Genomic DNA, 23,795 nt, shown 5'->3' with positions numbered 1-23,795 from the left:
CTATTATTTTAAAAAATTGATAAAACACAAATTTTTCCTATTTTAGCCCAGTAAAAGCCAAACTTGGTTTAGCATTCAAATCAAATTCTGCAAAGCTCCCCTTTTCGTATTCGATGGCTGCTGCCAAAGCAATCATACCAGCATTATCCCCGCAAAGACGTAAAGGCGGGATAAGGAGATCAACATTTATGATTTCGTCAGCTAGACGCTGGCGCAGACCTTGATTGGCTGCAACACCGCCAGCAACTATCAGCTGCTTAACAGGGTATTGTTTTAGTGCTTTTTTCGTTTTCGTTAGAAGAATATCTAAAACAGCCGCCTGAAAAGAAGCACACAAGTCTTCCAAAACTAATGCTTCACCTTTTTGTTCTGCATTGTGATGGAGGTTAATGAAAGCAGACTTGAGACCTGAAAATGAAAATTCCAGATTATCTTCCTTAATCATAGCACGGGGAAAATCATAGACATCTTGCCCTCTATGAGCCAGTTCATCAATTTCTCTTCCCGCCGGATAAGTAAGTCCCATGACACGCCCGACCTTATCATAAGCTTCGCCAACGGCATCATCACGCGTTTCACCGACGATATGATAGTGCCCTGCTTCTGTCACATAAACCAACTCAGTATGACCGCCTGACACTAAAAGTGCTAAAAGCGGATACTGCAGCTCTTTAACTTCACGCGCAGCCATGAGATGCCCTGCCATATGATTAACTGGAATAAGCGGTAAGCCATGTGCCCAAGCAAATGCTTTTGCAGCAGCCATTCCTACTAAAAGCGCTCCGACAAGTCCTGGCCCGTAGGTAACAGCCACCGCATTCAAATCAGTAGCTGAAACGCCTGCTTCTGTTAAAGCATCTTCAATACAAGTCGTGATGACTTCAACATGGTGACGGCTAGCCACCTCAGGCACGACACCTCCAAACCGCTTATGGCTCTCTACCTGACTGGCGATAATATTTGACAGCAACTCTGTCTCATTTTTCAGAACAGCCACTGATGTCTCATCACAAGAACTTTCAATAGCCAAAATATATCTGTCTTTCATTTCACTCCTCATTATTTTGTTTCACGTCTCATAATCACCGCATCCTCTGTCGGATTATGATAATAATGTTTACGCTGGCCCATTTTTTCAAAACCATACTTTTGGTACAGGTTCTGCGCTGCTTGGTTAGAAGATCTAACTTCTAAAAAAATAGATTCACTTCTATTTTCTAAATAATTCATTAGCTGTGAGGCATAGCCTTTCCCTTGATAATCAGATAAAACAGCGATATTTGTAATCTCTAATTCCCCCACTAAGTTTTGTATCGCTAAAAAACCCACAGCCTTTTTCTCTTCGTAAACAAAAAAATAATCTGTATTTTCCTGTGCCATATCTGACTCAATTTGTGTCAATGTCCATGGGGAGGTATCATAGACGTCCGATAAGATAGTAAAAACAGCTGCTGCAAATGATTCTGCTTTCATTTTAAACTCGCTTAATATAAGAACTCGTATCGCCTTCGTTGTGGGTTTTAAGCCAATTTTCCTCAGCTTCAACACGTTTAAGATAATTAGGAACAAAGGCATGCACATCTACTGCTGGCAAAGTTCTTCCTGTTCGGCCAATCAGAGCTGCAGACGGCAGAGTTTCTACGATAACTGCACTAGGTAGAGCAGCCTTAATTTGTTCCTGAAATTGGCTAACTTCACCAACAAAGGTCACTTGTTTTTGACCCTGCAGATGAGATAAAACCTCTTCAAAAGAGGCATACTGTTCTGGTTCGACGGCTTTGCCATTGTCATAAAAGCCAACATAAACATGCTGACGTCTGGCATCCATGATAGGAATCAACAGTCCCATTGCACCTATATCTGTCAAAGCGTAAAGGCTGGAAACAGCTACCAGATCAATACTAAGGCTATAAGCCAAGGTCTTAGCCGTCGCAACAGCCACACGCAAGCCTGTATAAGAGCCTGGCCCTTGTGCTACTGCAATCCGCTCTAAATCGCTGGGCTGCCAATCTACCTGATCCATCAAAAAATCAATGGTTGGCATGAGACTAATGCTATGATTTTTTTTTACATTGAGTCTTGTTTCAGCCATTAACTGATCATCTTCAAGTAAGGCGACCGACAATGCCTTACTGGAGCTATCAAACGCTAAAATTTTCATCTGTTTTATTCTCCGATTCTTTCTCGCGGTTCCAAAGAGCACGGCGTTTTAATTTTTCCTCGTAAAGACTGTCTTGAACATATTCTGACAGCAAATCATTGAGTGTTTTTAATGCTTCCGAATAGCAGTTTTCCATGGATTGATCAAAAAGCTGTTCTTGTTGCTTGATTTTAGGAATCAACTGTTTGCCAGCTTCTGTCAGAAATAACAGAGAACTGCGTCTGTCTTCGGTTGATATTTCCTTGGCTACCAATCCTTTTTGAATTAAACTCTTTACCAGTCTGCTAGGACTTTTTTCTTCGCAAATCAGCAGCTCTCCCAAAGCTTTTAAAGACAGTGGTTCATAATTTTTCAAAACCAAAAGAACTTCACTTTGATTGGGGGTAATCCCTAAAGGTGCCATTAGACGACTGTATTCTTTTATAGCAATATTGTCAGCACTTCTAAATAAATATCTAAATTGTTTACCTAAGGAACCCATGGCTCTCCTTTTTTATTTTAATGTCTTTTACTATTTTACACTAGATTAAGCAAATTGTTGACAATAAATTCTCAAAAAGATAAAATAAAGTCAATTAGATGACATGTCATCTAATTTGAACTTCTAAAAGGAGACATCTATGATTGCACAAAAAACACCTAGAGACATCAAACATGCCTTTGTGACTGGTGCTACTGGTCTTTTGGGCAACAATCTTGTTCGTGCTTTACTTAACCAAGGTATAAAAGTCACCGCTCTGGTTCGCTCCGAAGAAAAGGCTAAAATCCAGTTTGGTAATCTGCCCATCCGTATCGTGAAGGGGGACATACTTAAACCAGAAGAATTCCGCGACAACCTGACTGACTGCGATACTCTTTTTCACACAGCCGCCTTTTTCCGCGACAGTCATAAGGGCGGCAAGCATTGGCAGGAACTTTATGATACCAATGTTACAGGCACTCTCAATCTCCTGCAGACCGCCTATGATGCTGGTATCCGCCAAATTGTTCATACTTCATCCATTGCTGTCCTCAAAGGCGAGCCCAATCAGCTCATCGACGAAACCATGTCACGGGATCCAAATACCAAAATCGAATACTATCGCAGCAAGATTTTGAGCGAAGATGCTGTTCGTGGTTTTCTTGCTAAGCATCCTGATATCTTCATTACCTTTGTCCTTCCGGGTTCCATGTACGGTCCAGGAGACATGGGACCAACCTCTACTGGCCAGTTGGTTTTAGATTATATGCAACAAAAATTGGCAGGAATCATCAAGGCCAGTTACAGCGTTGTGGATGCTAGAGACGTGGCTGATATTCATATCCGAGCTATGAAATACGGGCGCAGCGGCGAGCGGTATCTAGCTGCCGGTCGATACATGACCATGGCTGAAGTGATGAAGACCTTAGAGACTGCTACAGGAATTCCTACACCAAAAAGGAAAATTTCCAGACCTTTACTTCGGCTATTTGCCATTTGGAATGAAATCTACCACCAAATTACTGGTAAGCCCGTCTTAGTCAGCAAAGATTTAGTAGAGCTCTTTACTGAGGAATACCAGTGCACCCATTTTGATTCTGCTAAGATGGAAAAAGAGCTGGGCGGTCAATTTAGACCTTTTGAAGAGACCTTATTAGACACTGTTCGCTGGTATCGTAATCATGGGTATCTAGATTAGTCAATATAAAATAGCATCAGCATAGCTGGTGCTATTTATATTTCAGCTGAAACTGACTAAAACAAATCAACCAGTTCAGTATGTAAAACGCCATCTACTGTGTAACCTGCCATCAGGGGAGCATTGGCTAAGAAAAACGGGTGATTGATGTGGGCATTAAAATCATCATGATTGCCCCATTTTTCAACAAAGGCATAATCATTCTCACTGTCCACTACTTTTCCGAAGTCATAGTGCAAACATCCCTGATGCGTGTGAGATTCTGTCACAAATTTCCTGGCCACAGCCTCAAACTCTGAAGTTTTACTAGGATCTACGTGACACAATGTATAGCAACCAACTGTCATTTTACCGCCCTCCTTTCAATTTTGATTATATGACATATCATCTATTTTGTCAATTAATAAGCGAATGTCTCCTTTCATCCATCTTAAACAGCCTCCTTATTGACAATTATTCTCTTATTCTCTAAAATAGTTTAGCAGCTATACTATTTTGAAAGGAAGATTACAAATGAACAACGCTGCTACTTTTAATAACCTATTTAACCGTGTTGCCAATAAATATGTTCAATGGATGAACCAACCCAGATCCTATGGAACAGCAGAACAGCTAACAAGATCAGAAATACAGATTATAGCAGAAATCGGCAATCAGCCAGCTATCAATAGCGTCACATTAGCCGACAAATTAGGAATTACAAAAGGTGCTGTGACTCAAATGGTTCAAAAGCTCATTCTAAAAAAGCTTATCACCAAACAAAAATCTACTACTAACGGCCGTGAAATCGTCCTAAAATTGACTTCCGATGGATATAGCAATTACCAAGGATGGCAAAAATTTCACAAAGAAACAGATAAGGAAAATTTTAAACTGCTAGAAGATATGCCGACTGAATATCTAAATGATATGATTCACTACTTTCAATTATTTGAAGACTTTTTAGAGACAAAGATTAGGGAGGAATCGTAATGGTTTATATCATTTCATATATTTTAAGTTGGGTTATAGGTTTCATAATCTATTTCTATCATCCTGAGAAAGGACTACTGACTTCTTTGCTTCAGGCACACTTGATTTTTGGAGTTGGCTTTTTTGGTGCATTTAACTTTATTGGACATTATCTCTTTAGTGAAAGGGTTGCTAAAAGTATTGGCTGGGTATCAAATGGCTTCCAAAAAGAGATTGGTCTTATTTCGCTTGGTATTAGTGTCAGTGGCATGTATAGTGGTTTTGTTCATAACGGTCTAGAGTCAATGTCACTCATTATTATCCTTGCCTTCTTTCTAATTGGTGCAGGTATCCACCACATTACAGAAATTATCAATGATAAAAATTTTCAGTTAGGTAATACTATCATTATCATTCCAGATTTCTTAATTCCTGTCACCTTGTTTCTTTTATTCTTATCTCAGTGATACAGAAATCATCTTATTTCTTCTTTCTTTTACGAATCCCTGCTTTTATGGTATAATTTAACTAATTGTTAACGAATCAAGGCTTTGAGCTATTACTCATAAAATTAAATAACCTTTCGCCAAAAAAGTTGCACTGCTGTTTTCTTGGCAGATTTTTTGTATAATGGCAGAGCCTTTACCATAGAAAGGAATCCCATGATTTATAAAGTTTTCTATCAAGAAGTTAAAGAGCGTAACCCACGCCGTGAACAAACACAAACTATTTATCTTGATATTAATGCAGACAACGAACTTGAAGGCCGCATTGTAGCTCGTAAATTAATTGAAGAAAATACAGCTTACAACATTGAATATATTGAACTTCTTTCTGAAAAAGCCCTTGAGTATGAGAAAGAAACTGGCGTTTTTGAAGTAACGGAGTTCTGAGATGGCAAATATTAATTTAAAATCCGAAGAAGTTGGTGTTTATGCCATCGGCGGTTTAGGGGAAATCGGTAAAAATACCTATGGTATTGAATATCAGGATGAGATTATTATCGTTGATGCTGGGATCAAGTTCCCCGAAGATGACCTACTTGGTATTGACTATGTCATCCCCGACTATTCCTATATTGTTGAAAATATTAATCGTATCAAGGCCTTGGTCATTACCCACGGACATGAAGATCATATCGGCGGTATCCCTTTTCTGCTCAAACAAGCTAATATCCCTATTTATGCTGGACCGCTTGCTCTTGCCCTTATTAAAGGAAAACTAGAAGAGCATGGATTGCTCCGTGATGCAACCCTCTATGAAATTAATCACAACAGTGAGCTGACCTTTAAAAATCTCAGCGTGACTTTTTTTCGGACAACTCACTCTATCCCAGAACCTCTTGGAATTGTCATTCACACACCGCAAGGTAAAATTGTTTGTACCGGTGACTTCAAATTTGACTTTACCCCAGTCGGCGAACCAGCAGATTTACATAGAATGGCAGCGCTGGGTGAAGATGGGGTGCTTTGCCTGCTTTCTGATTCAACCAATGCTGAAGTGCCTACTTTTACCAATTCAGAAAAAGTCGTTGGCCAGTCTATTATGAAGATTATTGAAGGTATTCATGGACGTATTATCTTCGCTTCTTTTGCTTCAAATATCTTCCGTCTGCAACAAGCTGCTGAAGCTGCCGTTAAAACCGGCCGTAAGATTGTTGTATTTGGCCGTTCCATGGAAAAAGCCATCGTAAACGGAGTTGAGCTCGGTTATATCAAAGTGCCTAAAGGAACTATTATTGAACCGAGTGAGATGAAAAATTATCATGCTAGTGAAATTCTCATCATGTGTACAGGTTCCCAAGGAGAATCAATGGCGGCACTGGCACGCATTGCCAATGGTATGCACCGTCAAGTAACCTTACAGCCAGGTGACACAGTCATTTTCTCATCAAGTCCTATTCCTGGCAACACAACCAGTGTTAATCGTCTTATCAATACAATTCAGGAAGCCGGAGTTGATGTCATTCACGGCAAAGTCAATAATATTCACACATCTGGGCACGGTGGCCAACAAGAACAAAAACTCATGCTTCGCTTGATTCAACCCAAGTTCTTTATGCCAGTTCACGGAGAATACCGTATGCAGAAAGTTCATGCAGGATTGGCTATAGACTGTGGTATTCCAAAAGATAATATCTTTATTATGGAAAATGGTGACGTCTTAGCTTTAACCAAAGATTCTGCCCGTCGTGCAGGACATTTCAATGCTCAGGATATTTATGTTGATGGTAATGGCATCGGGGATATTGGGGCTGCCGTTCTGCGGGATCGCCACGATTTATCTGAAGATGGAGTCGTGCTAGCTGTTGCAACTGTTGATTTTAAATCTAAAATGATTCTAGCAGGGCCAGATATCCTTAGTCGCGGTTTCATCTATATGCGTGAGTCCGGCGATCTTATTCGTGACAGTCAACGCATACTATTCAATGCTATCCGTATTGCCCTCAAAAACAAAGATGCCAGCATACAGTCTGTTAACGGTGCTATTGTCAATGCTCTGCGTCCATTTTTATATGAAAAAACGGAACGGGAACCCATTATTATCCCAATGGTATTAACACCTGATAATGATTCATAAACATCAAAAAAATCGGTTGATCTTCTCAACCGATTTTTTAATTAATAAGGGTAAATATAAGTCACTGTACCAGGTGTAACTGAATTTTGTGGATCAAACCAGCCACGATAATTATTGATAGCCTGCTGATCTTTGTAGTTGGCTTCCATAACTTGGATTTTACCATCTTCTGCTACTGCTGTTACATAAGCAACATGTCCATAGCCGCCATCTGTCCAACAAACAATAGAACCTGCAACTGGAGTTGTTCCAACCGTATAGCCTTGGCTAGATGCACTAGAAGCCCAGTCACCTCCATTACCCCACCAGTTACTTGCCCAAGTTGCCATTTCTTTAACACCCCAAGTGCATTGTCCAATTGGGTAAAGATTTTCAGAAGAGTCCGCCGTATCCTCTGTTGCTGAGGCAGCTTCTGTTACTTCTGCACTTGCTTCTGTCTGCTGTTCTACTGTTGTTTGTGCGCCAGAAACAGTAATTGTTTGTCCCGGTAAGATCGTAGACCAAATTGTCATTCCATTATCAGCTGCCAATTGATAAGGATCTACTCCGTAACTGTCAGCAATACTGAAAAATGAATCACCATTTTGGATAGTATAAGAATCTGCTGAAGCTGACTGAGCCAAACCAAAACCAAGTAAGATACTGCCTGAAGCTGCAAGGATAAGTTTTTTTGATGTTTTCATAAATCCGATTATTCTCCCTAAATTATAGTTTGTTATTTAGTTTATCATGCTATTATCCTAATGTGAATTAAGATAAAATGAAATAATATTACAAATCAAAGACAATGTGTTTTTTGTAACAGAGAAAAACTTTCAAAACAAAATAATTTCCAAGAATAAAAAGAGTGGGACGAAAATTTGACACTTGCTTCGCAAGTTTCATTTCCCGATTTAAAAGGTCTGGGAGACCTTTTAAACCCACCTCTGCACAGTTGGTTAGAATTGATATGAACCAACGTTCATGGGATTAGATAAGCTCCAACAGTTCCCCAAACTGTTGGAGCTATCATTTGCGTAATTGAACACGAGCTACGAGCTGTGTCAAAAAGATAGTTTCTCCTAGAGTCTTGTGACTCTTCGTCAAAACTCCTATTTTGCCTTTACTCGTAAACGCTCTTTGTATCTTAATAATTGAACACGAGCTACGAACTGTGTCAAAAAGATAGTTTCGCCTAGAGCTGCTTAACGACTCATTGGTGAAATCCCTATTTTGACTTTATCCGCGAACGTTCTTTGTACTTGTCTAGTAAGGGAGAAGGATATCCAACCAGCAAGGGTTTATTGCCCAAACAATTGAGAGTTGTTTGAGACGGGTAATAGGACTTGCGAAGCAAGTATCAAAAAATACCTAATGAACTGTGCAGGAGAAACTCTGCGTCTTATAATGATGACTATATAAACAAACGAAGCTGAGCACTTTTGTCTCAGCTTCATTTTTGAATTGCTTAATAAAGATCCAAGTAGTTATCAATTTCCCATTGCGAAACGAAAGTTGCGTAACTTGCCCATTCCATACGTTTTGCATCTAAGAAATTCAAGTAGATATGTTCTCCTAATGCCTTGCGTACCACATCATCAGCCTGAAGGGCTTTAAGAGCATTGTGAAGTGTTGATGGCAGGTCAATGATACCAGCTTCTTGGCGCTCTTCTGCAGTCATAGAATAAATATTAGTTTCCACTGGCTCTGGAGCTTCAATTTTATTTTCAATCCCATCCAGACCAGCTTCTAAAAGAACTGACAAAGCTAGATATGGATTAGCCATTGGGTCAACCGAACGCAGTTCCAGACGAGTTCCCATACCACGTGATGCAGGAACACGAATCAACGGTGAGCGGTTGCTACCAGCCCAAGCAATGTAAACAGGAGCTTCATAACCTGGTACCAAGCGTTTATAAGAGTTAACGGTTGGATTCATAATAGCGGTGTAGCTGTAGGCATGTTTCATCAAACCACCTAGGAAGTAGTAAGCATCCTGAGACAGCTGCATACCATGCGGATCTTCAGGATCAAAGAAAGCATTTCCTTCTTCCTTGAACAGAGACATGTTACAATGCATCCCGCTTCCAGCAATACCGTATTTAGGTTTAGCCATAAAGGTTGCGTAAAGACCATGCTTACGAGCAATCGTTTTGACAACCAACTTAAACAATTGGATGTTATCACATGCTTTCAAAGCATCTGCATATTTAAAGTCAATCTCATGCTGACCAACCGCAACTTCATGGTGAGAAGCTTCAACCTCAAAGCCCATTTCTGTCAAAACATTAACAATTTCGCGACGCGTGTTATCCGCAAGGTCAGTTGGTGCAAGGTCAAAATAACCGCCATGGTCATTCACTTCCAGTGTTGGCTGGCCTTGTTCATCCATTTTAAAGAGGAAAAATTCTGGTTCTGGACCAAGGTTAAATGACTTATAACCGATTTCTTCCATATGACGCAAAGCCTTTTTCAAATTCCCACGAGGATCTCCTGCAAACGGTTCTCCTTCAGAGGTATAAATATCACAAATCAAGCCAGCGACAGCTCCATTCTCATCCCCCCAAGGGAAAACTGTCCAAGTATCAAGGTCTGGATAGAGGTACATATCCGATTCGTTGATGCGTACAAAACCTTCAATAGAGGATCCATCAAACATAGCCTTGTTTGACAGTACCTTATCCAATTGCTCCTCGGTTGCTGGAATTTCAACGTTTTTCATCGCTCCAAGAATATCTGAAAACATTAGACGAAGGAAAGTAACATTTTTTTCCTTAACTTCGCGACGAATATCAGCGGCTGTGATTGTCATAATGTGAGGTCTCCTTTTATTAAACCTAAAATTATAGAAAGCGTATTAAATACGCATGTTACCAATTTGTTGAGTGGGGGTCGAAAACCTCCCCTGATGAAGAAGTTCATCATGTAAAATACGTCGAACATCTGCATCTGTCAGCGATTTCTGCTTTTGTTGAGAACGTACTTTGCGATTTTCATATTCTCGCTTAATAGCCGCAATGTTATAGCCATCATCTAAAAAATCTTTGATTTCCAGCAGACGATCCATATCATTGAGCGAGTACATCCTACGATTTCCAGCAGTTCTCTCTGGGGTAATTAACTCTTGATCCTCATAATAGCGTATCTGTCTTGCTGTTAAATCAGTCAATTTCATAACCGTCCCAATAGGAAAAACAGCTAGCGAACGCCTTAGTTCTTTTTCTCTTGCCATGATTCTCCTTTCTTATCCATTATATTCTGAAAATTCCGACCTGTCAACCTGCAATGTCACTTTTTCTAACATTTCTTTGATGTTACAAAAAAAGAGGTCAATCTCTTTTCCTCTTATTTTGCAGATATGTTCTAATCACATCAATATCTGTGTTAACCAGTATGGCAACGAAAACACCACAGAACGTTTCAAAAACACGGGCAATTGCATAGCTAAAGCTATCTCCTACTGGAATAGAAAGTGTAATAATCAACATAGCAGCGACCCCACCAATAATCCCTGCTTTATTATCCACAGCAACATTAGTCATGATAGTCAGCATTGTAAATATGGGTACAAAAATCAGAGTAACCCATATGGCACTATGAAAAATACTATAAATAGCAATAAAAATCAAAGAGTAGAAACCACCAATGGTATTCCCAAGAATACGAGAGGCTCCAAAATGCACACTCTTATCGAAATCCTCCCGAAGGCTAAAAACAGCTGTCAGAGCCCCAATCTGCAAACCTTCCCAACCCAAGCAAGTAAATAACAATAGAACTAAGAAAACCGCAAGACCCGTCTTGGCTGTCCTCATACCGAGCTTAAATTTCTTGAAATCAAATTTATGATTCATCATTTTATCCTTTAGAAAAAACACCGTTTAAGTGTAACATATTTTCAGCGGAATTGTAAGTTCTAAAAGAATAAGTCAATTTATTCTCTTTCGTATCACACTCAGCCACGATATAAACAAACTTATAAAACTTGACACTCTGTACAACACTCTTTTGGATGTTTTCTTCATGAGCTTAAAAACAAAAAAGCGAATCGGGATTTCGTTGAAATCAATTTTGTAGTCCCAACCCCGCACAGTTGGTTAGAGAGACCAATATCACTTGCGTAATTGAACACGAGCTGCGAGCTGTGTCAAAAAGATAGTTTCTCCTAGAGTCTTGTGACTCTTCGTCAAAACTCCTATTTTGCCTTTGCTCGTAAACGCTCTTTGTATCTTGTCAATTGAACACGAGCTGCGAGCTGTGTCAAAAAGATAGTTTCTCCTAGAGTCTTGTGACTCTTCGTCAAAACGCCTATTTTGACTTTATCCGCGAACGCTCTTTGTGTCTTGTTTAGCAAGAGATAAGGCTATCCAACCAGCAGTGGTTTATTGCTCAGACAATTGAGAATTGTTTGAGGTGGGAAATAGGACTTGCGAAGCAAATATCAAAAGCACCTAATAAACTGTGCAGGGGTAAGACTAAGTTGGCTGAGCCAATAAGTCTTACTCTCAACTACTGCATCGAACTGGTATGACTATTATAGTTTTCCGTTTGCTTTTAGGACTAAGCAACGATCTGCAGGTAGTACTAGCCTAGCGCATGGCAAAGTGAGTTAACGAAGTCATAAAAGGAAAACTGAATGACTCTATATGACAAGTCTAGAGACTTTTGTCCCTGCCTCATTCTGTAACCATCATTCTGAGGTTTTGATCAATTTTTTCTGCTGTTTTGCGTCCTTCGCGAATGCCCCAGATAACAAGACTAGGTCCGCGACGTGCATCACCTGCAACAAAAACTTTTTCGTTACGGGTTGAATAATCATCATAGACACATTCTACTTGGAATTGATCAAAAAGCGATTTTTCAGCACCTGTGAAGCCCATTGCAAGAAGTACAAGATCTGCTTTGATCATTTCTTCAGTGTCTTCAATGACTTTGAAACCAAGTCCAACTTTGACTGTTTTAGCGGCAGTTACCTGACCATTTTCTCCTAAAAATTCTACAGTAGATGTTGTATAGTCCGTTAATTCACTATCCTGTACAAAATTAGCTTCTTCTTGTCCATAGCCTGTACGATTAATCATGGGATATTGGGGCCATGGATTTGTTGGAAGACGCTTTTCAGGCAATTGTGGAGTAATTTCTAATTGTTTAACACTAGCCGCTCCCAAACGAACAGCCGTACCAATACAGTCATTTCCTGTATCCCCACCGCCAATGACCAGAACATGCTTACCTTCAAGTGAACGCGGTAATTGTTGTTCTTCACTATCCAAAAGATTTTTAGTTGTTTCTGTCAAGAAATCAACAGCGAAGCGAATGCCTTTTAAGTCACGGCCTGGAACATCCAAGTCACGAGGAACGCTAGCTCCAGTTGCCAAGATTACACGGTCAAATTTTTCTAATAATTCTTCTGCTGTGATATCACGACCAATTTCGGTATTGGCAACAAAATTAATACCAATTGAAGCCATGGTATCAATACGACGTTGGACAATTTTCTTATCCAATTTCATATTGGGAATACCATACATGAGTAAGCCACCAAAACGATCAGAGCGTTCAAAAACTGTCACGCTGTGACCGAGTTGATTGAGACGCCAAGCTGCTGATAAGCCAGCTGGACCTGAACCGACGACAGCTACTTTAAAACCGGTTCGTGCAATAGGACGACCAGAATCGGCTACCCAGCCCTCTTCGAAGGCATTATCAATAATAAAACGTTCATTGTCATGAATGGTAACACCAGAACCGTTCAAACCTTCTGTACAGGCCTTTTCACAAGGAGCTGGGCAAACACGTCCTGTCATTTCTGGTAAAGGATTGGTTCGTGTCAAGCGTTCAAAAGCACGTCTGAAATCGCCCTTGTATACCAAATCATTCCATTCGGGAATTAAATTGTCATTGGGACAACCTGAAACAGCGCGACCACCACCATAGAATGTTCCCTCGTGACAGAAAGGAATGCCACAATTCATACAACGAGCTGCTTGCTTTTGACGCTCTTCAATTGATAAAGTTGTCTGCAATTCTTCAAAATCTTTGATACGCTCACTAACAGGACGATAGGGATTGTCCTTGCGTTCATATTTTAAAAATCCAAATGGATCTGCCATCTCATTTCCCTCCTGTTACACTAGCCAACAAAGCTTGACGCTCTTGCGCTGTGGCATCGCCACCAGTGGCTACTTCAAATGTATGCAATTCAAGCTCATCACCAGTCATGCCCTTTTGACTGAGAGCATGTTCAATATCATTAATTTCATGGAAATCACTTGGGTAAACCTTGATGAACTTTTCAACTTCTTCATCCCAATTATCCAGAAGGCGTTTAGCCTTGGCACTTCCTGTATATTCATGATGCTTTTCAATCATGTCTTTTAAGATGTCATCACCACGTGTTTCACCGATAGTGTACAAGTCAACCATGTCCATGTTTACTTTTTCTTTAAAGTCTCCGTCAACATCGTAGACATAAGCAACCCCACCGCTCATACCAGCAGCAAAATTACGACCTGTCGTTCCAAGAATAACAGCGACACCACCAGTCATGTATTCACAACCATGGGCACCGACACCCTCAACAACGACTTTGGCTCCCGAATTACGAACACAGAAGCGTTCACCAGCACGACCTGCAAAGTAAGCTTCACCCTTGACTGCACCAAAAAGTGAGACATTACCAACAATTGGTGAATTTTCAACATCATAGGCAGCATCGTGCGGAGGTTTGACAATTAAACGTCCACCTGACATGGATTTTGCAATATAGTCATTGGCTTCACCGACCAAAGTATATTCCAAACCTTGTGTAATATAACTAGCAAAACTTTGACCTGCAATTCCAGTATAGTGATATTTTATCAAGCCTTCCTTGACAGAATCATTGCCATAACGTTCTGCCATCCAGCCAGCCATACGACTTCCTACTGAACGATCCACATTATTGATGGTATTTTCAACAGTCACGCTGGTTCCAGTTTCAATTGCTGCAGCAGCAAAACCATCTAGCTCTTTCCATTGGCGTTCTTCTGCAAAAGGATCTTCATTTTTCCGATCAATTGGGAAACTATTGCCAATAACCCTTGAAAAATCAAGAGATTTTGCTTTACCTTGTGCAACAAATCTTGATTTCAAGACTTCTGCATGCCCAACCATCTCATCAACAGAACGGAAGCCTAATTCAGCCATGTATTCGCGTAACTCTTCTGCTAGGAAAGTCATCATGTTAATGACATGTTCTGGCTTACCTGAAAAGTTTTTACGTAATTCAGGATTTTGTGTTGCAACACCCACAGGACAGGTATTGAGTGAGCAAACACGCATCATGACACAGCCAACTGAAATCAAAGCCAAACTAGCAAATGAATATTCCTCTGCACCTAATAATGTAGCAATAGCAATATCGCGACCCGTCATTAATTTCCCATCTGTTTCCAGAGTCATACGTTGACGAAGACGATTCATGGACAAGGTCTGATGTGCTTCAGCTAAGCCCATTTCCCATGGAAGTCCTGCATCACGAACAGAATTACGCGGAGAAGCACCTGTACCACCATCATAACCTGAAATAACAACCTTATCAGCACCTGCTTTGACACAGCCTGTAGCAATGGTACCAACACCTGTACTTGACACTAATTTAACATTGATTTTGGCATAAGGATTGATAGCCTTCAAATCATAAATTAACTGTGCCAAGTCTTCAATGGAATAAATATCATGATGAGGTGGTGGCGAAATCAAGCGTACACCTGGGGTTGCTCCGCGAATTTCAGCAATCCAAGGGAAGACCTTTTGACCAGGAAGCTGTCCACCTTCACCAGGCTTAGCTCCTTGTGCTAATTTGATTTGCAGTTCTTCTGCAGACATGAGGTATTCTGCATTAACACCAAACCGTCCAGAAGCCACTTGTTTAATTTTAGAATTAATATTGCGACCGTCAGCTTGCGGTTTGAAGCGTTTGCGATTTTCCCCGCCTTCACCAGAATTTGATTTGGCTCCGATAGCGTTCATGGCTTGCGCAATTGTTTCGTGTGCTTCCTTAGAAAGAGAACCAAAACTCATGGCACCAACTTTAAAACGTTTAACAATTTCCTTGGCTGGTTCAACTTCTGCTAAATCAACTTTTGGTCGATTAGAATGAAATTTCCAAAGAGAACGCAGAGTTGTCGGCTGCTTTAGAGCCTCGTTATCTAGTTCAGTTGAATATTGTTTAAAGAGACCGTAGTCACCGCGACGAATAGATTGTTGGAAATTGTAGATAGATCGTGGGTTAAAGAGGTGATATTCTCCATCTGTCTTATACTGATAAGAACCACCAGAAGGTAAGAAATCATTAGCTCTTGGTCCAAAAGCAAAATCAACACGTTCTAAATACTCTTTTTCGATTTGATTTAGGCTCAAACCTTCAATACGCGTAGCTGTTCCTCTAAAATATTGGTTAACAACAGCAGCAGAAAGACCAATTGCTTCAAAAAGCTGAGCACCTTTATAACCAAGTACTGTCGAAATCCCCATACGACTCATGACTTTAACAATACCTTTTTCAGCAGCCTTACGATATTTTTCAAAAGAGTCACTGGTCTTATCAAAAGCTTTTAAGGTTGCATAAGCCCCATAAGGATGAATAGCTGTTGCTCCAAAACCAACTAAGGTTGCAAAATGATGAACTTCAAAAGCCTCTGCCGTATCAACAACAATTGAAAATTGACTAGCTTTTCCTTTGACAACCATGTAATTATTCAAACCAGAAACTGCCAATAAAATAGGAATGGCTATGCGGCCTTTTGTGACACCTCTATCTGACAAGATGATAATCTTACTGCCTTGATTAACTGCTTCATCGGCTTTTTTGAAAAGATCTTCCAAAGCATATTGCAGACGATTATTGTCAGAATCTCCTAAGTCATAAACGGTGGATAGAGTTGTTGCCTTGTAACGTTCATCTGTTAAATTGGCTAATTTTGCAAAATCTTGACTAGAAAGGACAGGACTATCAACCCGAACCTTGACACAATTATCAGCACTATCTTGACGGATATCGCCATCCCCACCTAAAAAGACTGTCGTTGACACCACTAATTGTTCACGAATAGCATCAATAGGAGGATTGGTTACTTGAGCAAATTGTTGTTTAAAGTAAGTAAAGAGAGATTGTGGTTTCTTTGATAATACCGCTAATGGACTATCAAAGCCCATTGAAATAACAGGTTCTTCTCCTTTTTCTGACATAGGCAGAATAACTGTCCGAATTGTCTCATCTGTATAACCAAAAATTTTCCACATTTGATTCACATCATAATCATTGACAATTTCTTCTTGAGCAGCAAAGTCATCCAAAAGAGTAACATTTTCTTGCACCCACTGTTGATAAGGGTGTTGTTTAGAATAATGCTCTTTAACTTCTTCGTTCTTTAATACCAAACCTTTTTTGGTATCAATTAACATCATATTACCAGGACCAAGAACCCCTTTTTCAACAACCTGACTAGGTGCTATGTCAACTACACCAGATTCGCTAGAACAAATTAAAAAATTATCTTTGGTGCGAGAATAGCGACTAGGACGAAGACCATTACGATCCAAACGAGCTCCAACCATCTCGCCATCAGTGAAAACAAGAGCAGCTGGGCCATCCCAAGGAGCGACAAAACTGGAAGCATATTCGTAAAAGGCTGTTAATTCCCTAGAAAGTCCTGCATCTTTTCCCCAAGCTTCAGGTACCATCATCAATAGACTTTGCGGAATATCACGACCATGACGGTAAAGATACTCTAGACAGTTTTCTAATTTAGCAGAGTCTGAATTTTCTTCATTATAAACTTCAATTTGATGGCTATGCATCCAATTTTCAGCACCACGAAGCGTATTGATTTCTCCATTATGCGCTAAGAAGCGGAAAGGCTGAGCACGATCCCAAGAAGGAAACGTATTCGTTGAAAAACGTGAATGGGTCAAAGCGATATGTGATTTAAAGTGCTCATCTGATAAATCAGGATAGAAAAGACGCACTTGGAAGGCATGCAGCATTCCCTTATAAACAATCGTCTTACTTGACAAGGAACAAATAAAAAGTTCATCTGCAGCAAACGTTTTTTCCAACTTGCGACGCAGACGGAAAAGTCTATCTTCAAATGCGCGTCCGCTCTGTGTTTCAGTTGGTTTTTCAATAAAAAGCTGCACAAAACTTGGCATGATTTCCTGAGCAGCTGGACCACAGTTGTCATAATTAAAAGGAACATCACGCGACAGCAATACATGAAAGCCTAATCTTTTGATTTCACTAGTCAGACTGTCTTCTAAAATTGTTTTTGCCACCTTATCTTGAGGAAGAAACAATTGAGCAACAGCATAATCTCCCAATGGCGGTAAATCAATCTCTTCTTCTTTAGCTTTCAATCTAAAGAATTCATCTGGCATGGCCAACAACATACCAGCTCCATCTCCTGTATCAGGCTCAGCACCTGTACCACCACGATGGTTCATTCTCTCTAACATTGTTAAGGCATAATCAACTAATTGATGGCTAGCAATGCCGTCAATCTGAGCAACAAATCCCATCCCACAAGCATCTGATTCAAAAGACGGATCCCACAGGGTCGTTTGCTGTGCCTTTTTAATAACCTCTCTCATATGTTTTTACTCCTAACTAAATGTAATGAATTCTCAATTTTTTTGAATAGACGGTTAAATTATATCACATAATTATGCAGAAATACAGAGTATCGCAGAAAAAATCTGAAAATTCAATTATTTAGATAATCTAAAAAAACAGCCGACTATCGACTGTTTTTTCAACCTTAATAAAGATCCAAATAGTTATCAACTTCCCATTGTGATACAAAGGCAGCATAGCTTGACCATTCAATACGTTTAGCTTCAAGGAAGCTTGTATAAATGTGATCACCTAAAGCTGCTTTAACCACTTCATCTTCTTGTAATGCTTTCAGTGCATTGTGAAGAGTTGATGGAAGATCTGCAATGCCAGCTTCTTTACGTTCTTCAACAGTCATGACATAAATATTTGATTCTACAGGTGCTGGTGCTTCAATTTTATTTTCAATACCATCAAGTCCAGATTCTAGAAGGACAGCCAAGGCTAAGTATGGATTAGCTGTAGGGTCAACTGAACGCAATTCCAAACGTGTGCTGACGCCGCGTGATGCAGGAACGCGGATCAATGGTGAACGGTTACGTCCTGCCCAAGCGATATATACTGGAGCTTCATAACCAGGAACCAAACGTTTGTATGAGTTAACTGTTGGATTCATAATAGCAGTGTAGCTGTAAGCATGTTTTACCAAACCGCCTAAGAAGTAGTAAGCTGCTTCAGATAATTGCATTCCTGTAGGATCTTTTGGATCAAAGAAAGCATTTTTACCCTCGTTATCGAACAAGGACATGTTACAATGCATTCCCGAACCATTAATTCCAAATTTAGGTTTAGCCATAAAGGTTGCATACAAGCCATGCTTACGAGCAATGGTTTTAACAACTAATTTGAACAGTTGAATTTTATCACAAGCAGTTAAAACATCAGCATATTTAAAATCAATTTCATGTTGACCAATAGCTACTTCATGGTGACTAGCTTCAACTTCAAATCCCATTTTAGTCAATACATTAACAATTTCACGACGTGTATTGTCTGCAAGGTCAGTAGGTGCTAAATCAAAGTAACCACCCTTATCATTTACTTCGGTTGTAGGATTGCCAAATTCATCCATTTTGAAAAGGAAGAATTCAGGTTCTGGACCAAGGTTAAATGATTTATAACCAAGCTTTTCCATATGACGCAAAGCCTTTTTCAAATTACCACGTGGGTCACCAGCAAATGGTTCCCCTTCTGCTGTATAAATATCACAGATTAGTCCAGCAACGGCTCCATTTTCATCTCCCCAAGGAAAAACAGTCCAAGTATTAAGATCAGGGTAAAGATACATGTCTGATTCATTAATACGTACAAAACCTTCGATTGAAGAGCCATCAAACATCGCTTTGTTTGAAAGTACTTTGTCTAATTGTTCGTCAGTAGCTGGGATTTCTACATTTTTCATGATTCCCAAAATATCCGTAAACATTAAACGAAGGAAAGTAACATTTTTCTCTTTAACTTCGCGACGGATGTCTGCTGCTGTGATTGCCATAACGGCCTCCTTTTAAAAATTAAATGCCACGTTACGTATTTACATACGTAAACCACCAAGATGTTGCGTTGGGGTCGAAAAACGGCCCTGAGTTCGGAGTTCGTCATGTAAGATACGTCGAACATCCGCATCTGTCAAAGTTTTTTGCTTTTTCAGGGCACGATCTCTACGATCAGCATACTCTTTCTTGATAGCTGCAATATTTAATCCTTCATCCAAGAAGTCCTTGATTTCCAGTAAAACATCCATATCATTTAGCGAGTAAAGACGTCGATTTCCAGAACTACGATCCGGTGTCAGTAATCCTTGGTCCTCATAATAACGAATCTGACGAGCTGTTAAATCCGTCAATTTCATTACAGTCCCGATAGGAAAAACCGCCATTGATCGTCGAAGCTCTTTTTCTTTCATGATTTCCTCCTTTCATTGTCTATTATATTCTGAAAATTCATAGCTGTCAATCCTATATGTCATATTTTATAACATTAACTTCAAACTTTTTCTTTCTTAAAGAATTTTCGGACTTTATCAATATCTGAATTAACAGAAATGACAATGAAAACACCCACAAAAGTTTCAAAAATTCGAGCACAAACATAAAGAATGGTTTCATCCTTAGAAATAGACAAAGTGATAATAAGCAAAACTGCAACACCACCGATAATTACCGTTTTGTTATTCATGGCAACATTAGTCATAATAGTTAACATGGTAACTATTGGAATAAAAATGACTGTGACCCAATATTGATAATACAATAGACTATTGATCAGAAAAAAACACGAGTGAATAAACACCACCAATACTGTTGCCAACGATACGAGATGTCCCAAAATGAACACTTTTATCAAAATCTTCACGCAAGCTACACACAGCTGTTAAAGCGCCAATTTAAAAACCTTTCCAATTAAACAATCCAAAAAGTAAGAGCACTAAAAAAACGGCCCAGCTTGATTTGAACGTCCGCATACCTAATGTAAATTTTTGAGGATCAAAATGAAGTTTATTTGAAAACTACCTCTTATCATTTCAGTCTCATCTTATACTCAAAGAAAATCAAAATCAGACTAGGCAACGTCTTAAGCAAATTCGCTGACGCTGAATTTGCTACGCCATGTCCTATAAGGACCTTGGCTAAAGACCTTACTAGCTCGCCTACCGAAGCATTATCGGCTCCTCCGGCTCACGTCGCAAACGTCTTAAGAAAATTCGCTGACGCTGAATTTGCTACGCCATGTCCTATAAGGGCCTTGGCTAAAAAAACTTACTAGCTCGCCTACCGAAGCATTATCGGCTTCTCCGGCTCACGTCGCAAACGTCTTAAAAAAATCCGCTAATGCTGAATTTTCTACGCCAAGCTCTATGGAGCTGGCTAAAGACCTTACTAGCTCGTTGGTGAAATAATAGCGATTTCACCTCCTCGCGTCGCAACGAACCGCAGACAACTTCAATTATCCAGTGGATAGTTAAGGCTGAAATGAGACAAACCTAACTTGTATCACTGGAGTATGGCAAGGCGAAGTTAACGACGTCTGATTTTGATTTTCAAGGAGTATTATTCCATCAAAGCTAACATCATATTACAGGGAATTGGACAGATAGATATGGTCGCCACACAATCACCCTCAGAAGATTTTTCCTTCATCTCTTCTGATTCTCTAGGCTTACCTTGTTCCGCAAAAAATCTACTGTAGGGACTAAAAAAGAGTTGCCTTCACAACTCTTTTTATCGCAAGTTTTTACTTTTCAGTCAAAACAGCCAAGCAACACTTTACCTTTCCCTTTACCTAGGCTGATTTTCTAAACTCACTACGTTTCATAGAAAATCTAGCCTATGCACTAGAAAAGAGTTGTTTTCACAACTCTTTTCGTCGCAAGTGATTATTTCTCTGTTAAGGCTGCGAGACCAGGTAACACTTTACCTTCCAACAACTCCATGCTTGCGCCTCCGCCTGTAGAAATCCATGAGAATTTGTCTGCACGGCCAAGGTTGATAGCAGCTGCAGCTGAGTCTCCACCACCGATGATTGACTTAACGCCTGGTTGTTTAACAATAGCGTCCATTACACCGATTGTACCAGCTTGGAAGTCAGGATTTTCAAAGACACCCATAGGTCCGTTCCAGACAACTGTTTTAGCTCCTGTCAATTCTTTATCGAATTCAGCAATTGATTTAGGACCGATGTCAAGACCAAGGAAACCAGGATCTACTGCTGCACCTTCAGTATCTTTGACCTCAGTGTAGTCAGCAAAGGCATTCGCTTCTTTTGAGTCAACTGGCAAGATCAGTTTACCATTTGCTTTAGCCAAAAGATCTTTGGCAACATCAAGTTTATCTTCTTCAACCAATGAGTTACCGATTTCAATACCTTGTGCTTTAAAGAAAGTATAAGTCATACCACCACCAATAAGGACTTTATCAGCTTTCTTCAACAAGTTCTCGATAACACCAATCTTATCTGAAACTTTTGAACCACCAAGGATAGCGATAAATGGACGAACTGGATTATCAACAGCTTCTTGAATGTAAGCAATTTCATTTTCAAGAAGGAAACCAGCAACTGCTTTTTCAACGTTAGCTGAGATACCAACATTTGAAGCATGCGCACGGTGAGCTGTACCAAATGCATCGTTTACGAAGATGCCATCACCAAGGCTTGCCCAATATTTACCAAGTTCTGAATCATTTTTAGATTCTTTCTTGCCATCAACATCTTCAAAACGAGTGTTTTCAACCAAAAGAACTTGTCCATCTTCAAGAGCATTGATAGCTGCTTCAAGTTTTTCACCACGAGTAACACCTGGGAAAACAACGTCTTGACCAAGTTTTTTAGCTAAATCAGCAGCTACAGGAGCAAGTGATTTACCTTCTTTGTCAGCTTCTTCTTTCACACGTCCAAGGTGAGAGAAAAGAATTGCACGACCACCATGTTCGATGATGTACTTAATAGTTGGAAGAGCCGCAGTGATACGGTTGTCGTTAGTGATAACGCCATCTTTCAAAGGCACATTAAAGTCAACACGAACGAGAACTTTCTTCCCTTTCAAATCAACATCTTTAACAGTTAATTTAGCCATGTTTTAAGACTCCTTAAAAAAATTTTATACTTCTGTATTATAGCATATTTCTGACAAGAATTCTCAATTTCATAATAATAAATTCAGTTTTTCACAAGAATAAAAGCAAAAAGAGAGAGGATAACCTCTCCCTTTACTAAACCAATAAATTATTATTTAGCAATTTTTGCGAAGTACTCAAGAGTACGTACAAGTTGTGAAGTGTAAGACATTTCGTTGTCATACCATGAAACAACTTTAACCAATTGTTTACCATCAACATCAAGAACTTTAGTTTGAGTTGCATCAAACAATGAACCGTAAGAGATACCAACGATATCTGAAGATACGATTGGATCTTCAGTGTAACCGTAAGATTCATTCGAAGCAGCTTTCATAGCAGCGTTAACTTCATCAGCAGTTACATTTTTGTCAAGCACAGCAACTAATTCAGTAACTGATCCTGTTGGAACTGGAACACGTTGTGCAGCACCATCAAGTTTACCATTCAATTCAGGAATAACAAGACCAATAGCTTTAGCAGCACCAGTTGAGTTAGGAACAATGTTTGCAGCAGCAGCACGTGCACGACGAAGGTCACCTTTACGGTGTGGTCCATCAAGAACCATTTGGTCACCAGTGTAAGCATGGATAGTTGTCATCAAACCTTCTTTGATACCAAAGTTATCATGCAAAGCTTTAGCCATTGGTGCAAGACAGTTTGTAGTACATGAAGCACCTGAAATTACTGTTTCAGTACCATCAAGAATATCGTGGTTAGTGTTAAATACGATTGTTTTAATATCATTACCACCTGGTGCAGTGATAACAACTTTTTTAGCACCACCATTAGCATGCAAATGTTTTTCAGCTGCTGCTTTACTTGCAAAGAAACCAGTTGCTTCAAGAACAATTTCTACACCATCAGCAGCCCAATCGATTTGTTCTGGATCGCGTTCAGCAGAAACTTTAACGAATTTACCATTAACTTCAAATCCGCCTTCTTTAACTTCAACGTCACCATCAAAACGACCTTGAGTTGAATCATATTTCAACAAATGCGCAAGCATGTTTGGATCTGTAAGGTCATTGATACGAGCAACTTCAACACCTTCTACGTTTTGGATACGACGGAATGCAAGACGACCGATACGACCGAAACCGTTAATACCAACTTTAACTGTCATTTGTGATTTCCTCCTTATGAAAATCAAGTAAATAATATTTTTGAGGGACAACCCTCCGACAAATTGTGAAAAGGTTAAC

The 23,795-nt window shown here is 39.7% G+C and carries 20 protein-coding genes and 1 pseudogene; 5 read left to right on the top strand and 16 right to left on the bottom strand.

Annotation, left to right across the window (positions count from 1 at the left end; all coding sequences use genetic code 11):
• Positions 1-37: 37 nt before the first annotated feature.
• The 4 genes from tsaD to ACVRZ8_RS06490 are packed head-to-tail and all read right to left on the bottom strand — an operon-like array spanning position 38 to position 2,642.
• Entirely contained in the window at positions 38-1,048 is a 1,011-nt protein-coding gene (gene tsaD / locus ACVRZ8_RS06505; protein ID WP_447448509.1) for a tRNA (adenosine(37)-N6)-threonylcarbamoyltransferase complex transferase subunit TsaD, read from the bottom strand.
• A gap of 11 nt (positions 1,049-1,059) precedes the next feature.
• Positions 1,060-1,473 (bottom strand): ribosomal protein S18-alanine N-acetyltransferase, encoded by a 414-nt coding sequence (gene rimI / locus ACVRZ8_RS06500; RefSeq protein WP_447448508.1) that lies wholly within the window; start codon positions 1,471-1,473, stop codon positions 1,060-1,062.
• 1 nt (position 1,474) lies between these two features.
• Entirely contained in the window at positions 1,475-2,161 is a 687-nt protein-coding gene (gene tsaB, locus ACVRZ8_RS06495; protein WP_447448506.1) for a tRNA (adenosine(37)-N6)-threonylcarbamoyltransferase complex dimerization subunit type 1 TsaB, read from the bottom strand.
• A complete protein-coding gene (locus ACVRZ8_RS06490; protein WP_447448505.1) occupies positions 2,142-2,642 on the bottom strand; it encodes a MarR family winged helix-turn-helix transcriptional regulator in 501 nt (166 codons plus the stop codon). Before ACVRZ8_RS06490 ends, tsaB begins: the two co-directional genes overlap by 20 nt.
• 139 nt (positions 2,643-2,781) lie before the next feature.
• Between ACVRZ8_RS06490 and ACVRZ8_RS06485 the strand changes: the two genes are divergently transcribed.
• On the top strand, positions 2,782-3,819 hold the full coding sequence (locus ACVRZ8_RS06485; protein ID WP_447448504.1) for an SDR family oxidoreductase: 1,038 nt from the start codon (positions 2,782-2,784) through the stop codon (positions 3,817-3,819).
• A 56-nt stretch (positions 3,820-3,875) separates the two neighbouring features.
• Here ACVRZ8_RS06485 and ACVRZ8_RS06480 read toward each other — a convergent pair whose 3' ends face one another.
• Entirely contained in the window at positions 3,876-4,166 is a 291-nt protein-coding gene (locus ACVRZ8_RS06480; protein ID WP_447448503.1) for a putative quinol monooxygenase, read from the bottom strand.
• Positions 4,167-4,332: 166 nt separating this feature from the next.
• On the opposite strand from ACVRZ8_RS06480, the gene ACVRZ8_RS06475 reads away from it, so the two are divergent.
• The 4 genes from ACVRZ8_RS06475 to rnjA all read left to right on the top strand — a co-directional run bounded on the left by ACVRZ8_RS06475 (position 4,333) and on the right by rnjA (position 7,350).
• Positions 4,333-4,791 carry a MarR family winged helix-turn-helix transcriptional regulator gene (locus ACVRZ8_RS06475; protein ID WP_447448502.1) on the top strand — a complete coding sequence of 153 codons (459 nt, stop codon included), beginning with the start codon at positions 4,333-4,335 and terminating at the stop codon, positions 4,789-4,791.
• Positions 4,791-5,237 (top strand): DUF6790 family protein, encoded by a 447-nt coding sequence (locus ACVRZ8_RS06470; protein ID WP_447448501.1) that lies wholly within the window; start codon positions 4,791-4,793, stop codon positions 5,235-5,237. Before ACVRZ8_RS06475 ends, ACVRZ8_RS06470 begins: the two co-directional genes overlap by 1 nt.
• Positions 5,238-5,432: 195 nt before the next feature.
• The gene (locus tag ACVRZ8_RS06465) at positions 5,433-5,663 is read left to right on the top strand and encodes an RNA polymerase epsilon subunit (protein WP_447448500.1); all 231 of its coding nucleotides are present in this window, start codon (positions 5,433-5,435) and stop codon (positions 5,661-5,663) included.
• A 1-nt stretch (position 5,664) separates the two neighbouring features.
• Positions 5,665-7,350, top strand: coding sequence for a ribonuclease J1 (rnjA, locus tag ACVRZ8_RS06460; protein ID WP_447448499.1), 1,686 nt, complete (start codon positions 5,665-5,667; stop codon positions 7,348-7,350).
• A 41-nt stretch (positions 7,351-7,391) separates the two neighbouring features.
• Here rnjA and ACVRZ8_RS06455 read toward each other — a convergent pair whose 3' ends face one another.
• From ACVRZ8_RS06455 to gap, 11 genes and pseudogenes are all read right to left on the bottom strand, one after another.
• On the bottom strand, positions 7,392-8,033 hold the full coding sequence (locus tag ACVRZ8_RS06455; RefSeq protein WP_447448498.1) for a CHAP domain-containing protein: 642 nt from the start codon (positions 8,031-8,033) through the stop codon (positions 7,392-7,394).
• A gap of 764 nt (positions 8,034-8,797) precedes the next feature.
• Positions 8,798-10,141 (bottom strand): type I glutamate--ammonia ligase, encoded by a 1,344-nt coding sequence (gene glnA, locus ACVRZ8_RS06450; protein ID WP_447448497.1) that lies wholly within the window; start codon positions 10,139-10,141, stop codon positions 8,798-8,800.
• 45 nt (positions 10,142-10,186) lie between these two features.
• Positions 10,187-10,561, bottom strand: coding sequence for a MerR family transcriptional regulator (locus ACVRZ8_RS06445; RefSeq protein ID WP_447448496.1), 375 nt, complete (start codon positions 10,559-10,561; stop codon positions 10,187-10,189).
• A gap of 97 nt (positions 10,562-10,658) precedes the next feature.
• Entirely contained in the window at positions 10,659-11,183 is a 525-nt protein-coding gene (locus tag ACVRZ8_RS06440; protein ID WP_447448495.1) for an FUSC family protein, read from the bottom strand.
• Positions 11,184-12,002: 819 nt separating this feature from the next.
• Positions 12,003-13,439: a glutamate synthase subunit beta gene (locus ACVRZ8_RS06435; protein WP_447448494.1), complete on the bottom strand. Its 1,437-nt coding sequence runs from the start codon at positions 13,437-13,439 to the stop codon at positions 12,003-12,005.
• A gap of 1 nt (position 13,440) precedes the next feature.
• Positions 13,441-17,958, bottom strand: coding sequence for a glutamate synthase large subunit (gene gltB / locus ACVRZ8_RS06430; RefSeq protein WP_447448493.1), 4,518 nt, complete (start codon positions 17,956-17,958; stop codon positions 13,441-13,443).
• 167 nt (positions 17,959-18,125) lie between these two features.
• Positions 18,126-19,472 carry a type I glutamate--ammonia ligase gene (gene glnA, locus ACVRZ8_RS06425; protein WP_447448492.1) on the bottom strand — a complete coding sequence of 449 codons (1,347 nt, stop codon included), beginning with the start codon at positions 19,470-19,472 and terminating at the stop codon, positions 18,126-18,128.
• A 39-nt stretch (positions 19,473-19,511) separates the two neighbouring features.
• A complete protein-coding gene (locus ACVRZ8_RS06420; protein WP_447448491.1) occupies positions 19,512-19,883 on the bottom strand; it encodes a MerR family transcriptional regulator in 372 nt (123 codons plus the stop codon).
• 80 nt (positions 19,884-19,963) lie between these two features.
• Positions 19,964-20,441 (bottom strand): annotated as a pseudogene (locus tag ACVRZ8_RS06415) (FUSC family protein).
• Between the two features lie 912 nt (positions 20,442-21,353).
• Entirely contained in the window at positions 21,354-22,550 is a 1,197-nt protein-coding gene (locus ACVRZ8_RS06410) for a phosphoglycerate kinase (protein WP_447448490.1), read from the bottom strand.
• A gap of 152 nt (positions 22,551-22,702) precedes the next feature.
• Positions 22,703-23,716, bottom strand: coding sequence for a type I glyceraldehyde-3-phosphate dehydrogenase (gap, locus tag ACVRZ8_RS06405; RefSeq protein WP_447448489.1), 1,014 nt, complete (start codon positions 23,714-23,716; stop codon positions 22,703-22,705).
• Positions 23,717-23,795 lie beyond the last annotated feature (79 nt).

This window comes from Streptococcus dentiloxodontae (genome assembly GCF_053206925.1).
The sequence above is the reverse complement of the archived record's forward strand: the minus strand, read 5'-3'. Positions and strand labels throughout refer to the sequence as shown.

Excerpts from the sequence above, each read along its gene's own strand:
- ACVRZ8_RS06470 (WP_447448501.1), top strand. The coding sequence starts at position 4,791 with ATGGTTTATATCATTTCATATATTTTAAGTTGGGTTATAGGTTTCATA.
- ACVRZ8_RS06440 (WP_447448495.1), bottom strand. The coding sequence starts at position 11,183 with ATGATGAATCATAAATTTGATTTCAAGAAATTTAAGCTCGGTATGAGG.
- rimI (WP_447448508.1), bottom strand. The coding sequence starts at position 1,473 with ATGAAAGCAGAATCATTTGCAGCAGCTGTTTTTACTATCTTATCGGAC.
- ACVRZ8_RS06480 (WP_447448503.1), bottom strand. The coding sequence starts at position 4,166 with ATGACAGTTGGTTGCTATACATTGTGTCACGTAGATCCTAGTAAAACT.
- glnA (WP_447448497.1), bottom strand. The coding sequence starts at position 10,141 with ATGACAATCACAGCCGCTGATATTCGTCGCGAAGTTAAGGAAAAAAAT.
- glnA (WP_447448492.1), bottom strand. The coding sequence starts at position 19,472 with ATGGCAATCACAGCAGCAGACATCCGTCGCGAAGTTAAAGAGAAAAAT.
- tsaB (WP_447448506.1), bottom strand. The coding sequence starts at position 2,161 with ATGAAAATTTTAGCGTTTGATAGCTCCAGTAAGGCATTGTCGGTCGCC.
- ACVRZ8_RS06410 (WP_447448490.1), bottom strand. The coding sequence starts at position 22,550 with ATGGCTAAATTAACTGTTAAAGATGTTGATTTGAAAGGGAAGAAAGTT.
- tsaD (WP_447448509.1), bottom strand. The coding sequence starts at position 1,048 with ATGAAAGACAGATATATTTTGGCTATTGAAAGTTCTTGTGATGAGACA.
- gltB (WP_447448493.1), bottom strand. The coding sequence starts at position 17,958 with ATGAGAGAGGTTATTAAAAAGGCACAGCAAACGACCCTGTGGGATCCG.
- ACVRZ8_RS06475 (WP_447448502.1), top strand. The coding sequence starts at position 4,333 with ATGAACAACGCTGCTACTTTTAATAACCTATTTAACCGTGTTGCCAAT.
- gap (WP_447448489.1), bottom strand. The coding sequence starts at position 23,716 with ATGACAGTTAAAGTTGGTATTAACGGTTTCGGTCGTATCGGTCGTCTT.
- ACVRZ8_RS06455 (WP_447448498.1), bottom strand. The coding sequence starts at position 8,033 with ATGAAAACATCAAAAAAACTTATCCTTGCAGCTTCAGGCAGTATCTTA.
- ACVRZ8_RS06465 (WP_447448500.1), top strand. The coding sequence starts at position 5,433 with ATGATTTATAAAGTTTTCTATCAAGAAGTTAAAGAGCGTAACCCACGC.
- rnjA (WP_447448499.1), top strand. The coding sequence starts at position 5,665 with ATGGCAAATATTAATTTAAAATCCGAAGAAGTTGGTGTTTATGCCATC.
- ACVRZ8_RS06485 (WP_447448504.1), top strand. The coding sequence starts at position 2,782 with ATGATTGCACAAAAAACACCTAGAGACATCAAACATGCCTTTGTGACT.
- ACVRZ8_RS06445 (WP_447448496.1), bottom strand. The coding sequence starts at position 10,561 with ATGGCAAGAGAAAAAGAACTAAGGCGTTCGCTAGCTGTTTTTCCTATT.
- ACVRZ8_RS06435 (WP_447448494.1), bottom strand. The coding sequence starts at position 13,439 with ATGGCAGATCCATTTGGATTTTTAAAATATGAACGCAAGGACAATCCC.
- ACVRZ8_RS06420 (WP_447448491.1), bottom strand. The coding sequence starts at position 19,883 with ATGAAAGAAAAAGAGCTTCGACGATCAATGGCGGTTTTTCCTATCGGG.
- ACVRZ8_RS06490 (WP_447448505.1), bottom strand. The coding sequence starts at position 2,642 with ATGGGTTCCTTAGGTAAACAATTTAGATATTTATTTAGAAGTGCTGAC.